11 protein-coding genes are annotated in these 13,431 nt (G+C 72.2%); 6 read left to right on the top strand and 5 right to left on the bottom strand.

Annotation, left to right across the window (positions count from 1 at the left end):
• Nucleotides 1–4: 4 nt before the first annotated feature.
• On the bottom strand, nt 5–922 hold the full coding sequence (locus ACSC1Q_RS03265) for a terpene synthase family protein (protein ID WP_436757107.1): 918 nt from the start codon (nt 920–922) through the stop codon (nt 5–7).
• 192 nt (nt 923–1,114) lie between these two features.
• On the opposite strand from ACSC1Q_RS03265, the gene ACSC1Q_RS03260 reads away from it, so the two are divergent.
• Together ACSC1Q_RS03260 and ACSC1Q_RS03255 are read left to right on the top strand one after the other, a co-directional pair.
• Entirely contained in the window at nt 1,115–2,476 is a 1,362-nt protein-coding gene (locus ACSC1Q_RS03260) for a glutamine synthetase family protein (protein WP_350970749.1), read from the top strand.
• A gap of 445 nt (nt 2,477–2,921) precedes the next feature.
• Complete coding sequence (locus ACSC1Q_RS03255; protein WP_436757106.1) at nt 2,922–3,656, top strand: PaaI family thioesterase; 735 nt, start codon at nt 2,922–2,924, stop codon at nt 3,654–3,656.
• A 22-nt stretch (nt 3,657–3,678) separates the two neighbouring features.
• Here ACSC1Q_RS03255 and ACSC1Q_RS03250 read toward each other — a convergent pair whose 3' ends face one another.
• Nucleotides 3,679–4,542 (bottom strand): alpha/beta hydrolase, encoded by an 864-nt coding sequence (locus ACSC1Q_RS03250; RefSeq protein WP_436757105.1) that lies wholly within the window; start codon nt 4,540–4,542, stop codon nt 3,679–3,681.
• Nucleotides 4,543–4,807: 265 nt separating this feature from the next.
• Here ACSC1Q_RS03250 and ACSC1Q_RS03245 point away from each other — a divergent pair, with 265 nt between their 5' ends.
• The 3 genes from ACSC1Q_RS03245 to ACSC1Q_RS03235 all read left to right on the top strand — a co-directional run bounded on the left by ACSC1Q_RS03245 (nt 4,808) and on the right by ACSC1Q_RS03235 (nt 10,333).
• Nucleotides 4,808–5,518, top strand: coding sequence for a type 1 glutamine amidotransferase (locus ACSC1Q_RS03245; RefSeq protein WP_436757104.1), 711 nt, complete (start codon nt 4,808–4,810; stop codon nt 5,516–5,518).
• Nucleotides 5,519–5,780: 262 nt separating this feature from the next.
• Entirely contained in the window at nt 5,781–8,762 is a 2,982-nt protein-coding gene (locus tag ACSC1Q_RS03240) for a bifunctional [glutamine synthetase] adenylyltransferase/[glutamine synthetase]-adenylyl-L-tyrosine phosphorylase (RefSeq protein WP_436757242.1), read from the top strand.
• Between the two features lie 368 nt (nt 8,763–9,130).
• The gene (locus tag ACSC1Q_RS03235) at nt 9,131–10,333 is read left to right on the top strand and encodes a hypothetical protein (protein ID WP_436757103.1); all 1,203 of its coding nucleotides are present in this window, start codon (nt 9,131–9,133) and stop codon (nt 10,331–10,333) included.
• 37 nt (nt 10,334–10,370) lie between these two features.
• On the opposite strand, the gene ACSC1Q_RS03230 is transcribed toward ACSC1Q_RS03235, so the two are convergent.
• From ACSC1Q_RS03230 to ACSC1Q_RS03220, 3 genes are all read right to left on the bottom strand, one after another.
• The gene (locus ACSC1Q_RS03230) at nt 10,371–11,207 is read right to left on the bottom strand and encodes an LLM class flavin-dependent oxidoreductase (RefSeq protein WP_436757102.1); all 837 of its coding nucleotides are present in this window, start codon (nt 11,205–11,207) and stop codon (nt 10,371–10,373) included.
• Nucleotides 11,208–11,269: 62 nt separating this feature from the next.
• Nucleotides 11,270–11,821 (bottom strand): C40 family peptidase, encoded by a 552-nt coding sequence (locus tag ACSC1Q_RS03225; RefSeq protein WP_436757101.1) that lies wholly within the window; start codon nt 11,819–11,821, stop codon nt 11,270–11,272.
• A gap of 579 nt (nt 11,822–12,400) precedes the next feature.
• Complete coding sequence (locus tag ACSC1Q_RS03220; protein ID WP_436757100.1) at nt 12,401–12,592, bottom strand: hypothetical protein; 192 nt, start codon at nt 12,590–12,592, stop codon at nt 12,401–12,403.
• A gap of 276 nt (nt 12,593–12,868) precedes the next feature.
• Here ACSC1Q_RS03220 and ACSC1Q_RS03215 point away from each other — a divergent pair, with 276 nt between their 5' ends.
• Nucleotides 12,869–13,177, top strand: a complete 309-nt coding sequence (locus tag ACSC1Q_RS03215; protein ID WP_436757099.1) for a hypothetical protein — start codon at nt 12,869–12,871, stop codon at nt 13,175–13,177.
• Nucleotides 13,178–13,431: the final 254 nt, after the last annotated feature.

Raw genomic sequence — 13,431 nt, 5'->3', positions numbered from 1 at the left:
ACCGTTACCCTAAGTGACGATAGCGGGGTGTTTCCAGGAGCCGCTCCAGGTAAGCCCGGGGGATGGTCAAGAAAGCGCATGCCACCCGCGTCACCTCGCGGGAGGCGGCGAAGCCCAGGTCGTGCCGCTCCGTGAGCGCGGGGATCGCGCGGGCGGCCGTCCACAGCTCCTCCATGCGGGTGGCGACCCTGTCGATCTTCCCCTCTTCCGCCCCGGGATTGGAGCGTTCCAAGGAAATGGTGCCCGCATGGCCGCGTCCGGCCACCGCCTCCTCGCACCAGGCGGTCACGTCGCCGCTCGCCTCGGCGAGCGCCCGCCACTGCGGGCTCCGCCACACCGGGACCGGTACCTCCACCCCCAGGCACGGCTCCACCAGGTCGAACAGGTAGCGGCCGAAGGCGTCCTTGCGCGACTCCGCGCGACCGCCGGGATCCCCGGGATCCCCGGGATCACCGTGATGGCCGGTCGCAGGTGTCCTGGGGGAGACGGTCGCCTCGCGCTGGGCGGTCAGCCCGGCCGTGAACCGCTCGCGCCACGCGTCGCTCATCCCCGGCGCGCACGCCGTCCAGAGGCCGGAGAAGGCCCGCTCCAGCGGCGCCGGGCCCGGCTCGCCGCCCTCGGCCACGGCGAGGATCGGGGTGAGGGCCTCGGGGGACCGGCGCAGGCGCGACATCAAGGTCAGCCAGCGGGCCAGCGTCGTGACCGCGCCGGTTTCGCAACGGGCGAACGCCCACCCGGCCAGCCGGGAGGCGGCCGGATCGGGGTCCAGCCCGGCCGCGCGCGCCCAGCCGGCCACCGCGGCCTCGACCAGGTGTATCGACGGATGGACGGGGCAGGGCATCGCCAGTGCCGCGAGACGTTCGGTGAGTCTGGCCGGTGGCGAGACCGCGTTCGGTGGTCCCTGAACTTCGGTACGCGTCATCGCTTCCCCCGGATCGAACTTCCAGCGGCTCCGGTCGCACACTGTAGGAGGAGAGGGGGGCCGGCAGGCGGAGGCGCGACGGTCCGGATGCCACATCTCACCGTTCTTCCTCGTAACGTGTGCGAAACACTGAGAGGGCAAACTGGGAGACCACTAGGCGTGTTGCGGCACGTCGGCAATGAAGGAGAAGCCTTGGACCGCCAGCAGGAGTTCGTTCTCCGCACCCTTGAGGAGCGCGACATCCGGTTCATCCGGCTGTGGTTCACCGATGTGCTCGGGTTCCTGAAGTCGGTGGCCATCGCCCCGGCCGAACTCGAAGGGGCCTTCGCCGAGGGCATCGGCTTCGACGGCTCGGCCATCGAGGGCTTCGCCCGGGTCTACGAGTCGGACATGCTCGCCAAGCCCGACCCGTCGACCTTCCAGATCCTTCCCTGGCGGAGCGAGACGCCGGGCGCGGCCCGGATGTTCTGCGACATCCTCATGCCCGACGGCTCGCCCTCGCACGCCGACCCCCGCTGGGTGCTCAAGCGCACCCTGGCGAAGGCCTCCGACATGGGCTTCAGCTTCTACACCCACCCGGAGATCGAGTTCTTCCTGCTGAAGAACCGGCCGGAGGGCAGCGAGCGGCCCGAGCCGATCGACGGCGGCGGCTACTTCGACCACACCCCGCACAGCTCGGGCCACGACTTCCGGCGTAACGCGATCATGATGCTGGAGTCGATGGGCATCTCCGTCGAGTACAGCCACCACGAGGGCGGCCCCGGCCAGCAGGAGATCGACCTGCGCTACGCCGACGCGCTCACCACCGCCGACAACATCATGACCTTCCGGCTGGTCATGAAGGAGGTCGCGCTGGAGCAGGGCATCTGGGCGAGCTTCATGCCCAAGCCCTTCACCGAGCACCCCGGCTCCGGCATGCACACCCACATGTCGCTCTTCGAGGGCGACCGCAACGCCTTCTACGAGCCCGGCGCCGACTACCAGCTCTCCAAGATCGGCCGTTCCTTCATCGGCGGCCTGCTCACGCACGCCGCCGAGATCACCGCGGTCTGCAACCAGTGGGTCAACTCCTACAAGCGGCTGTGGGGCGGCGCCGAGGCGATCGCCGGAGCGGGCGGCGAGGCCCCGAGCTACATCTCCTGGGGCCACAACAACCGCTCCGCCCTGGTCCGGGTGCCGATGTACAAGCCGCACAAGGGCGGCTCCACCCGCATCGAGTTCCGCTCGCTCGACTCCTCCTGCAACCCGTACCTCGCCTTCGCCGTGATCCTCGCGGCCGGCCTGAAGGGCATCGAGGAGGGGTACGAGATGCCCCCCGGCGCCGAGGACGACGTGTGGGCGCTGACCTCGGCCGAGCGCAGGGCGCTGGGCATCCAGCCGCTGCCCCAGTCGCTGGACGAGGCCATCGCGGTCATGGAGCGCAGCGAGCTCGTCGCCGAGACCCTCGGCGAGCACGTCTTCGACTACTTCCTGCGCAACAAGCGCGCCGAGTGGAACGAGTACCGCAGGCAGGTCACCGAGTTCGAGCTGGGCCGCTACCTGCCGGTCCTCTAGCGGCCGCGGCCGGCCGCCGTCGCGGGCCCCTGGCGGGCCGGGCGAGAGCGGGCGCGGGCGGGCATGGACACGGCGGGCATCCGGGGCGCCCGCCGTGCCCGTGCGGACACGGGCCTCGGCCGGGTACGGCCGGGTGCCGTCGCGTGGACGGCGGGCGGGGTCGTGCCGGGTTTCCGCGATCCGTGTCTCATGGCGGGGGCCGGTGATCCGGGGCCTCATGGCCGAGAGCGGCGGAAAGCGGCCGAGAGCGGCGGGGAGTGGCGGGAGTCACCCGGCGAGGTACTCCAGGATGGCTCCTCGAACGTCATACCGGCGTTACCTGCGGCTAATGAGGACGTCATAGATCCCGAGTTGGCTGTATGTACAAGCAGTCCGATAAAATCGGTCAGTCCCAATAACGTGATTTCTGAGGATTGATCGCCATAAAGGCGACAGGAGGTGCGGCATGACGACGACGTCCGAGCTGCAGACCGTGCTGACCGTTCCGGCGCGTTTCCGTGGGCCCGAGGGCTCCGCGAACGGCGGCTGGATCGCGGGCACGGTCTCGGAGGCGTTGCACGGCGCCCGGCCCGACTCGGCCGTCGAGGTCACGCTGCACGCACCCACGCCGCTGGACACCGAGCTGTCCCTGCGCCACCTCGCCAACACCGCGACCCTCACCCACGGCGACAAGCTTCTCGTCGAGGCCATCACGGTCGCCGAGAAGCTCGACGTCCCGGACTTCGTGCCTTTCAACGACGCCGCGAAGGCCGAGGGCGGCTTCGTCGGCCTGGTCGGGCACGCCTTCCCCGGCTGCTTCGCGTGCGGCCTGCGCGGTCCCGGCGACGGCCTGCGGATCTTCCCCGGCCCGGTGCCCGGCACCGACCTGATCGCCGCGGGCTGGCGGGTCCCGATGACCATCACCGACGCGGACGGCACCGTCCCCGGCGCGATCCTGTGGGCCGCCCTCGACTGCCCCACCGGCTGGGCGCACTTCGGGCCCGGCGAGTTCGCCCTGCTCGGCCGCCTGACCGCGCGGATCCACCGCCGGATCTACCCCGGCGGCACCTACTCCGTCGTCGCCCGCGCCGCCGGCCGCGAGGGCCGCAAGCTCTTCGGCGAGAGCGCCGTCTACGAGACCGACGGCACCCTCGTCGCCGCCGCCAAGGCCACCTGGATCACTCCCGCCCGGCCCGCCTGACCCACGTCCGGCTCGCCGGGACCTACCGGGAGAGGTGCGCGGCGACCAGCGAGGCGGGGCGGTCGTCGAAGAGGATCGTGTAGTGGTTGCAGTCGCCGAGCACCTCGTCCTCCAGCGCGGGCAGCCGCCTGACCCACGCGGAGGCCAGCTCGTCGGGCAGCATGCCGACCGGCTGGTTCAGCAGCCCACGGGGGGCGCGCAGCAGCGACAGGGGTGAGGTGATCGCGCGCAGCGCGGCGCCGACCGCCTCGCCCTCGGTGAGCAGCCACCGGCCGTCCTCGCGGACCGGCTCGCGCCGCGCCCGCGAGCGCACCTCCCCCTCCGGCCCCCGCGCGTCGTAGCGGACGTACTCCTCCACGTCCTCGGTCCACGCCCCGGCGAAGGCGGGGTGGGCCCTGAAGAAGTCCAGGTACGCGTCGACGCTCGGGAAGGTCTGGTCCAGCCGGGCGAGGGCCGGGCCGAGCGTGGCCTCCAGGACCGCGTCGGGGTCGGCGCCGGGGGGCATCGGCAGCGGGAGCCCGCCGTCGATCAGCACCACCCTGGCGTAGTCGTGTCCCGCGGCGGCGAGGGCCGCGACGTAGGCGCCCATCGAGTGACCGGTGAGCACGACGCCGGACCCGGCGCCTGCGGACCGGGCCACGAGGTTCACGTCCTCGGCGTGCCTGGCCAGGCCGTACGGGCCGGGGAGCCCGGCGCTGCGGCCGCGGCCTCGCAGGTCCATCGCGACCAGTGACCACTCGGCGGGGAGCCTGCGGGCGACGCCGGCCCAGGCCATGAGCGAGGCGGTGATGCCGTGCACCGCCACGATCACGCGGGGGCCGGTGCCGAACCTGGCGACGCGCAGCGTGCCGCCGGGGACCTCGACATCACTCAGGACGGGGTTCATCGGTCCTCCTCGAACGGGGAGTTCCGCCTTCGGCCCGGGCGGGGCCGGGGTGTTCGGGCGGGGCTTTCGGGGTGACTGCTCTCAAGATGGCCTGGGTGGCCGGGGTGGCTGCCTTCAAGATGGCCGGGGTGGCTGGGGTGGCTGGGGTAAAGGTGGCGGGTGTTCGTGCCCGAGGTCAAGGTCCATGGCCCACATGACGCGCGGCGGCTCCGGGTGTCCTTCAGACTGTGACCGCCTTGTGCCTGTATAAGACCATAATTGCCGTATGAGGATTACCGTCATCGAGCACGAGGCCGACGCCGGGCTCGGATTCCTCGCCGGATGGCTGTCCGGGGCCGGGGCCGTCTGCGAGGTCGTCCGGCCCTACCTGGGCGAGGCCGTGCCCGAGCGGGCCGCCGGAGGGCTGATCGTTCTCGGCGGCGAGGCGGCGGCCTGGGAGGACGAGCGGTGTTCCTGGCTGCCGGCCACCCGCGCCCTGATCCGCGCCTGTGTCGGGGAGGGCGTGCCGACCCTGGGGATCTGCCTGGGGGCACAGCTCATGGCGCTCGCCTGCGGCGGTGCCGTCGGGCGCGGTGAGCACGGACTGGAGGTCGGCGTGACCGAGGTCGTCCCGCTGCCCGCGGCCGGAGCGGACCCGCTGTTCGCCGGTCTCGGCCCTTCCCCCGCCGTGCAGTACCACCGTGACGCGATCACGGAGCTCCCCCCGGGCGCGGTGCCGCTGGCCACCGGGGACCCGTACCCCAACCAGGCCTACCGGCTGGGGGAGAACGCCTGGGCGGTGCAGTTCCACCCCGAGGCCACCCCCGACGTCTTCGCCGGATGGACGGCCGGCTCGGCCGGCGCCCTGACCGGCCTGGGCCACTCGGCCGAGGAGCTCGACGCGCAGGTGAGGGCGGTCGAGGACGGCCTGGTCGCCGCGTGGAGGCCGCTCGCCGAGCGTTTCGCCGCCGCCGCCATCGCCGTCCAAACCGCGTGACCGCGCGATTACGTTCCGAATCCGCTAACGACGCCGCACAGTTTCAGGATTAGCCTGTGCGGCGACGCTCCGAAAGCCTGAGACGTGGGCCAGGGTGGGGATCCGGAGGCGAATCGCGCCGATCCCGCCCACCCGCCGGGGGGACCGAGGCCCATGCGACCGCGGGGAGCGTGCACCTTTGATCGCTCGGGGTAGGGATTGAGGAAGGGCACCCGTGCTTGTGATCGAGGACCATGGAGGGTCGGTGGAAACCGTGCCTCGGATGCAGACGACCGCCGGGCGCCTGGCGAGGCTCGGCTTCGCCGACGGCGCCAGGGCCGAGCGGCTGCTCGACGAACTGGGTCCCGAGGCCGTCGGTGACATCGACCTGCTGAGCTCGCTGGTCGCCGCGGCCGACCCCGACCTCGCGCTCACCTCGCTGAACCGGCTGGCCGAGCAGGATCCCAGCGTTCTTGGAGCGCTCCGGGCCGACCCCGGCCTGCGCGAGCGGCTGATCGGCGTCTTCGGCGTCAGCGCCGCGCTCGGCGACCACGTCGTCAGGCACCCGGACCACTGGCGCCTGCTCGGCGGCGCGACGGCCGTGGACCGCCCGACCGAGGCGGAGCTCCGCGCGGAGCTGCTGCTCGCGGTCGGCGCCGAGCCGGACGACCCCGAGCCGAGGGCTGCCGACGCCTCCACCGCCACCCTGTCGGCGCTGCGCGCCGCCTACCGGGGCCGCCTGCTCCACCTCGCCGCGCGCGACGTCACCGGGGTCGTCCTGCTGTCCGGGGTGACCGCGGAGCTGTCCGACCTGGCCGGGGCCGCGCTGGAGGCGGGGCTCGCCATCGCCAGGTCCGAGCACCCGGAGGCGGGGGCGGTACGGCTCGCCGTCATCGGCATGGGCAAGTGCGGGGCGCGCGAGCTCAACTACATCAGCGACGTCGACGTCATCTTCGTGGCCGAGCCGCGCGAGGGGGCCGACGGCTCCCTCGACGAGCACTCGGCCATCAAGCTCGCCACCAGGCTCGCCCAGGGCATGATGCGCGCCTGCTCGACCAGCACCCCCGAGGGCGCGCTGTGGGAGGTCGACGCGGCGCTGCGTCCCGAGGGCAAGGCCGGGCCGCTGGTCCGCACCCTCGCCAGCCACCTCGCCTACTACCGGCGCTGGGCCAAGACCTGGGAGTTCCAGGCCCTGCTGAAGGCGAGGCCGGTCGCGGGCGACGCCGAGCTCGGCCAGCAGTACGTCGCCGCCATGAACGAGCTGGTCTGGCAGGCCGCCACCCGTGACAGGTTCGTCGAGGACGTGCAGGCCATGCGCCGCCGGGTGGAGGCCCACGTCCGCGGCGGCGAGGCCGACCGCCAGCTGAAGCTCGGGCCCGGCGGGCTGCGCGACATCGAGTTCGCGGTGCAGCTGCTCCAGCTCGTCCACGGCCGCCTCGACCCGCTGCTGCGGCGCCGCGCCACGCTCCCCGCGCTCGGCGCCCTCTCCCGGGGCGGCTACGTGGGCAGGGACGACGCCAAGGCCCTCGCCGAGGCGTACACCTTCCTGCGCCAGATCGAGCACCTGATCCAGCTGCACCGGCTGCGCCGCACGCACGTGGTGCCCGAGGGCAACGCCGACCTGCGCCGCCTCGGCCGGAGCCTGGGCATGACCGCCGACCCGGTGGGGGAGTTCACCACCAGGTGGCGGCGGCACGCCATGGAGGCGAGGCGCCTGCACGAGAAGTTGTTCTACCGGCCGCTGCTGCAGGCCGTGGCCCGGCTGCCCGAGTCGGAGGACCGGCTCTCCACGGCCGCCGCCAAGGCCCGCCTGGAGGCGCTCGGCTACTCCGACCCCGGCGGGGCGCTGCGCCACATCAGCGCGCTGACCAGCGGGGTCTCCCGCCGGGCCGCGATCCAGCGGACCCTGCTGCCGGTGATGCTCGGCTGGTTCGCCGACGCCCCCGACCCCGACGCCGGGCTGCTCGGCTTCCGCCAGGTCTCCGACAAGCTCGGCTCCACCCCCTGGTACCTGCGGCTGCTCCGCGACGAGACCGCCGTGGCGTCGCGCCTGGCCAGGATGCTCGGTACCAGCCGCTACGTGACGGGTCTGCTGATGAACGCCCCCGAGGCGGTCGCGATGCTCGGCTCGGACACCGAGCTCGCCCCCAGGCCCGTCGAGACGCTGCTGTCCGAGGCCCGGACCGTGGTCGCCCGCCACCCCGGCGACGCCGAGGGCGCGGTGGCCGCGGTCCGGGCGCTGCGCCGCAGGGAGCTGGTCCGCACGGCCGTCGCCGACCTGTCCGGGATCATCGGCATCGAGGAGGTCGGGCAGACGCTGTCCAACCTCAACGACGTGACGATCCAGGCCGCGCTCGACGCCGCCATCGACAAGGTCGAGATGGAGCGCCGCACCCCGCTGGGCACGAGGTTCGCGGTGATCGCGATGGGCCGCCTGGGCGGGATCGAGTCCTCGTACGGCAGCGACGCCGACGTGATGTTCGTCCACTCGCCGCTGGAGGGGGTGCCGGAGCGCGAGGCGACCGAGACGGCGTTCGAGGTGGCCAACGAGCTGCGACGGCTGCTCGCCCTGCCCGCCCCCGACCCGCCGCTGCTCATCGACCCCGGCCTGCGTCCCGAGGGCAAGGCGGGGCCGCTGGTCCGCACCCTGGCCTCCTACGCCGCCTACTACGAGCGCTGGTCGTCGCCGTGGGAGTCGCAGGCGCTGCTGCGCGCCCGCTTCTCCGCCGGGGACGCCGAGCTCGGCGTCGGCCTGCTACACCTGGCCGACCCGCTGCGCTACCCCGAGGAGGGCATCTCCGACGCGGCCGTGCTGGAGATCCGCAGGCTCAAGGCCCGGATGGAGGCCGAACGCCTTCCGCGCGGCGCCGATCCCGCGCTGCACACCAAGCTCGGCCCCGGCGGGCTGTCCGACGTGGAGTGGGTGGCCCAGCTCATCCAGCTCCGCCACGCGGGGGCGCGGCCGGCGCTGCGGACCACCCGCACCCTGGAGGCGCTGGGCGCGGCGGTCGCGGAGGGCCTGCTGTCGGAGGCCGACGAGGCCGTGCTCGCCGAGGCCTGGCGGTTCGCCTCGCGCATCCGCGACGCCATCGTCGCGGTGAGGGGCCGCGCCTCCGACGCGATCCCGGTGGACGCCCGCGAGCGCACGCTCATCGCCCGCGCCCTCGGCTACCCGCCCGACGGTACGGAGGACTTCGTGGACGACTACCGCCGCGCCACCCGGCGCGCCCGCCGGGTCGTGGAGCGCGTCTTCTACGAGGACTGAGAGGACCGCACCGCCCGGTTCCCCGGGCGCGACCGCTTTCCCGGGCGCGTCCGGTTTGCCGGGGCGTGCCTGTTCGTCCGGGGCGCGTCCGGTTTTCCGGGAGCGGGTGGGGCGGACGTACGGCGCGGATCGTGAGGACAGGTCCGCGCCCGAGGGGCACCTGCTTCGCGCGGGTGTCGCCTTGGTCGCGGGAATCCTTGGTCACGGAAATCCTGGGGGGCGGGAATCCTCCGGGCCGGGTCACGAAAACGGGCCGGGTCAAGAAAACCCTGGTCACAAGAATCCCCGGGTCACGAAAACCGACCTGTTTTGGTGATCGCGTTGCGCCGCCGGGGGCGTGCGTGTATCAACGGTCCCGGGTGATCCTTTTGATATCTGTTTACATCGATCTGGCCATCGGCCTGATCCTGGCCTTCCTGCTCCTGTCGCTCCTGGTGAGCGGGATCAACGAGGCCTTCGTCCGGCTGCTCGGGATCCGCAGCAAGTTCCTGTGGGCCTACCTCAGGGACACCCTGGACGGCTCCGAGGACGGCAGGTCGTGGATCCCGTCGAAGATAGCCGACGTCTTCGCGAAGCTGCCCTTCTCCAAGGACGATCCGCGCCCGGCGCACAGCCCAGACCCCGCGCCCTCGGTGGTCGAGCCGATGCGGGTCGACCCCGCCACGGTCCTGGCCGCCGAGGAGGCGAGGGAGCGGGTCGCGGCGGAGATCGACGAGGGGATCGTCCCTGAGGAGAGCGCCGACGGCCCTTCCGGCGGCTCCTCGCCGGATGGCGGGCCCGCCTCAGGGGGGCCGGTGGAGGCGCCCGTGCCGCAGGTCGACATGACCGCGCGGCTGTACGAGCGGCTCCAGGAGATCGACCATCCCAAGGGCGCCCGTACCAGCATCGCCAACATCCCGCCCGAGCGGTTCTCCGGCGCGGTGATGGAGCTGGTCGCCGCCGAGGAGGGCGGGATCGACGGCCTGCTCGCCAAGCTGGAGGCGATCAACAGCCCTCTCGCGGGCCACCTCAAGGGCGTCTGGGAGGGCGCCCAGCGGGACCTGCCGAGGTTCCGCAAGGGCGTCGAGGACTGGTTCAACGGGGAGATGCAGCGCCTGTCCACGCTCTACGCCCGCTACGTCAAGTGGGTGGTCTTCGCGCTGGGCGTGGTGCTGACGCTGGCGTTCAGCATGGACGCGCTGGAGTACGGCAAGACCCTGCTGCGCGACAACGCCTACCGCGCCGGGGTGAGCGCCATCGCGGGCGGCGGCGGGGACGGGTACGCCGCGCTGAGGGACAAGTGCGCGGGCGGCGAGATCGGCCTCGCCGAGCCGTACCAGTGCGTGACCGAGTCCCTCAGCTCCCCGGCACTGGTGAAGATCTTCGATCACTCGATCGTGAGCGTCACGATCCCGCCCGACGGCTCCGCCGATCCGTCCTTCCACTGGAACGGCGGAGCCTGGTGGGACCGGCTCATCACCCCCGGGCACTGGCCCGGCTATCTGCTCACGATGGTCGCGCTGCTGTTCGGGGCCTCGTTCTGGTGGGACATCCTGCGCCGCCTCACCGGAGTCCGGGGCGACCGCTCCTGACTCCGGGGCGGCCGTTCCCGGCTCCGGGGCGACGTTCCTAGCGGAGCTCTCCCAGGAGCAGGTCCACCTGGGGGAGCGGGTCCGGCCCGTACGGGCGGACCACGACCGTGCGGGCACCCGCCTCCCACAGGGACCTGACCTGGTCGGCGGCCTCCTCGGGAGAGCCCATCGCCATCACGACCTCCTCCGGGGCGACCTTCAGGAACCCGGCGGTGCCCTCGGCCAGGGCGGTGGCCACCGTGGGGTCGTCGCCGAGGTAGAGGTTCACGAAGACCACCATCTCGTGATCGCCCTCGCCGGTCAGCTTCAGGGCGTCCCCGATCTGCCGGGGGCCGACCCCCTCGGGCAGGATCGTGCCCTGCGCCACCCGTCCCGACAGCTCCAGCGAGCGGGGCCGCACCACCCCGGCCAGCAGCGGCGGCACGACGGCGGGGGGATGCGCCAGGCTCACCCCGTCGAGCCGTACGGCCCTGCCCTGGAGGGTGACCGTCTCGCCGCGCAGCAGCTCCCGTACCGCCGTGATCGTCTCCTCCAGCAGCGCCAGCGGCGAGGGGGCGAGGGCGCCGACCTGGCGCATCCAGTCCTGGACGCCGTGCCCGATCCCGGCCGCCAGCCTGCCAGGGTGCAGCCTGGCCAGGTTGCCCAGCTCCATGGCGAGCAGGGCCGGGTTGCGCAGCGGCGCCGGGGTGATCCCGATGCCCACCCGGAGGCGCTCGGTGACGGCGAGCGCGGTGGCCGCCGACGAGATGGCCCCGGTCCAGCCGAGATCCTCCACCACCCAGACGTCGTCCACCTCGGCCGCGTCCAGATGGCGGCAGAAGGGGATGAGTGACTCGGGGGGAAGGTCACGGTCGAACATGACGCCCAGGCGCATATCTCTCCTAGTGAACGGCGGGAGTTCCCGCTGTGCCGTTTTCGCGGGACCTCAGAGGGTCCTCAGAGGGTCCTCGCGTAGCGGAAGTAGCCGGCGAGGTCGTCGAGGGCCGCGACGCGATCGATCCGCACCTCGGTCCCGGTCCTCCGTGCATTGATCATCTTGCCCTGGCCGACGTAGATGCCGACGTGGTGGGTCCTGACTTTACGCTTGCCGACCTTGCCGTAGAACACGAGGTCTCCCGGCCTCGCCACGGCGGCGGGGATCCTCTTGAGCCGCCTGACGTGGTCGTCGGTGTTGCCCGGTCCCAGCACGTCGCGCCCGTAGGCGAGGTGGTAGACCCAGCGGGCGAGACCGGAGCAGTCGAGCCCGAGGGTCCTGGTGGCGGGACAGGGCTTGATCGATCCTTGGTAGCCCTGGCAGGTACCGAGGGAGGGGCCCGGGTCCTCGTCGTGGCCGCCGCCCCAGGAGTAGGGGATCTCCCCGCCCCGCCAGCCGGGCTGGTGCCGCCCGGCCTCGATCGCGTACGCGATGGCGGTGATCCGGTTGGGGGTGACGGGCCGGGTCGGTGTCCAGGCGGAGGCGCTCAGGAGCAGGAACGTTCCCAGGAGCACGATCGCCGAGGCTCGCTTCCGGCGCCGGTGAGGGGCGGGACGCCGGGGGAGGCCGTGATCGCCGGTGGGCCCCGAGAACCCGGGAAGGCGGGCGAGGAGCCCGGGGAGACTCTGGCGTCCGGGGAACCGGCCACGGTTGAAAGGTGCGAAAGGTGCGAAAGGTTCGACGGGGGTGGTGAGGGGGCCGAGAGGGGTGGAAGGCCGCTCCCCGGCCCGGGAGATCGTGGAATTCGCCTCGTCGTCCCGGATCGCCGCTGCCACGTCACCTCGCCTGGTCGGTCCCGGTAGGTCATGACCAGTCTGCCCAACAAGCCGGTGATGCGCGTTGTGTGCTGATTTACCCCATATCGTGCGAGGTCGGTGACGGGGAGGCCGGGCCGTTCAGGACCGGGGCGAACGGGTGACGGGCGTCGTGACACGCGGCGACCCGCGTGCGGGGCACGCGGGTCGCGGTGACGCCGGGTACGGTGCCGGGGCGCGATGTGGAGGCGCCGCCGTCCGTGTCCCGGGGCCGGGCGTCAATTGTCGTCGTCCATGGGGAGATCTTCCGGGAGACGCCGGTTTCCCAGGAGCGGGTCGTCAGTTGTTGTCGTCCCCGTCGTCGTCCGTGCCGCCGTCGTCGTCCACGCCGGGCCCGGTCGTCGTGTTGACGACGTCGGGGCCGTCGTCCCCGTCGTCGTCGCCACCGCCCCCGCAACCGCCGGCCAGGCCGACGAGGGTCGCCATCGCCGCGGCGGCGAGCGCCGCCTTCCGCGTGGTCTGAGCAAGCATGCACAACCTCCAGCTGGTGGTTCTTTCGGCCGGACGCGTCGGCGTCCGGCCCCACCCCTCTGTCCTGTCAGGCGGCGATCTAACACCGGGCGGGGATGTCATGTTGGCCGCTCCCCGCCCACGGTCACTTCTTGTGCGGGGCGGATCGCCGCAGTTCAAAGATACTTTTTTCAGGTGAAAGACCGAATTTTCCGCGATTTCTAATAAAAAGACGATTCTTGGGTAATCGGTGTTCGCTGTAACGACGGGGAGATTCTCTGACCGGTGAGGTGATTCATGAACGGCGGCAGGAATGACAGGCGTCGTATCGCGGTGGCCATGCTGGTCGCGCTGCTGAGCGTGGTGCTGATCGCGCTGGTGGCGGGGGCGCTCGGCGTGCTGGTGTCCAACACGTTCGGTGTCGACCGGGAAACGACCAGCACCGTGTCCCTCATAGTGAGCGGCGTGGCGAGCGGGGCAATCGCCACGATACTGGTGAGGCGTTACCGTGTATGGCCCAAGGCGTCCGGCACCAGGCCGAAGGCGTCCGCCTCCACGGCGCCCGATGTCTCGGAGAAGGTGAGCAGGTCGCCGGAGTCGGCCTGACCGGCGCCGTCTGTCACCGAAACAACGAGGTGACCCGGGTCCGGTGAAGCGGAATCACTTCTCGCACGCGGGAAACCGGTGACCCGTCCCGGGTTTCGGATCGCGGCCCCGCGCCCTTCGTAGCGCCGGGGAGAAACACATGCCGCCGGGGGAGAAGCGCATGCGAAAGGCCGTCGAACGGCCCTCCGGAGAGGGCCGTTCGACGGCCTTTCGTGAGACGCCCTGGTGTTCCGGCCGGCGCGTTCGACCGGGTC

This window comes from Streptosporangium heterodermiicola, from assembly GCF_051390675.1.
Taxonomy (GTDB): Bacteria; Actinomycetota; Actinomycetes; order Streptosporangiales; family Streptosporangiaceae; genus Streptosporangium.
The sequence above is the reverse complement of the archived record's forward strand: the minus strand, read 5'-3'. Positions and strand labels throughout refer to the sequence as shown.

Excerpts from the sequence above, each read along its gene's own strand:
- ACSC1Q_RS03250 (WP_436757105.1), bottom strand. The coding sequence starts at position 4,542 with ATGAACCCCGTCCTGAGTGATGTCGAGGTCCCCGGCGGCACGCTGCGC.
- ACSC1Q_RS03215 (WP_436757099.1), top strand. The coding sequence starts at position 12,869 with ATGAACGGCGGCAGGAATGACAGGCGTCGTATCGCGGTGGCCATGCTG.
- ACSC1Q_RS03220 (WP_436757100.1), bottom strand. The coding sequence starts at position 12,592 with ATGCTTGCTCAGACCACGCGGAAGGCGGCGCTCGCCGCCGCGGCGATG.
- ACSC1Q_RS03240 (WP_436757242.1), top strand. The coding sequence starts at position 5,781 with ATGCAGACGACCGCCGGGCGCCTGGCGAGGCTCGGCTTCGCCGACGGC.
- ACSC1Q_RS03255 (WP_436757106.1), top strand. The coding sequence starts at position 2,922 with ATGACGACGACGTCCGAGCTGCAGACCGTGCTGACCGTTCCGGCGCGT.
- ACSC1Q_RS03265 (WP_436757107.1), bottom strand. The coding sequence starts at position 922 with ATGACGCGTACCGAAGTTCAGGGACCACCGAACGCGGTCTCGCCACCG.
- ACSC1Q_RS03230 (WP_436757102.1), bottom strand. The coding sequence starts at position 11,207 with ATGCGCCTGGGCGTCATGTTCGACCGTGACCTTCCCCCCGAGTCACTC.
- ACSC1Q_RS03245 (WP_436757104.1), top strand. The coding sequence starts at position 4,808 with ATGAGGATTACCGTCATCGAGCACGAGGCCGACGCCGGGCTCGGATTC.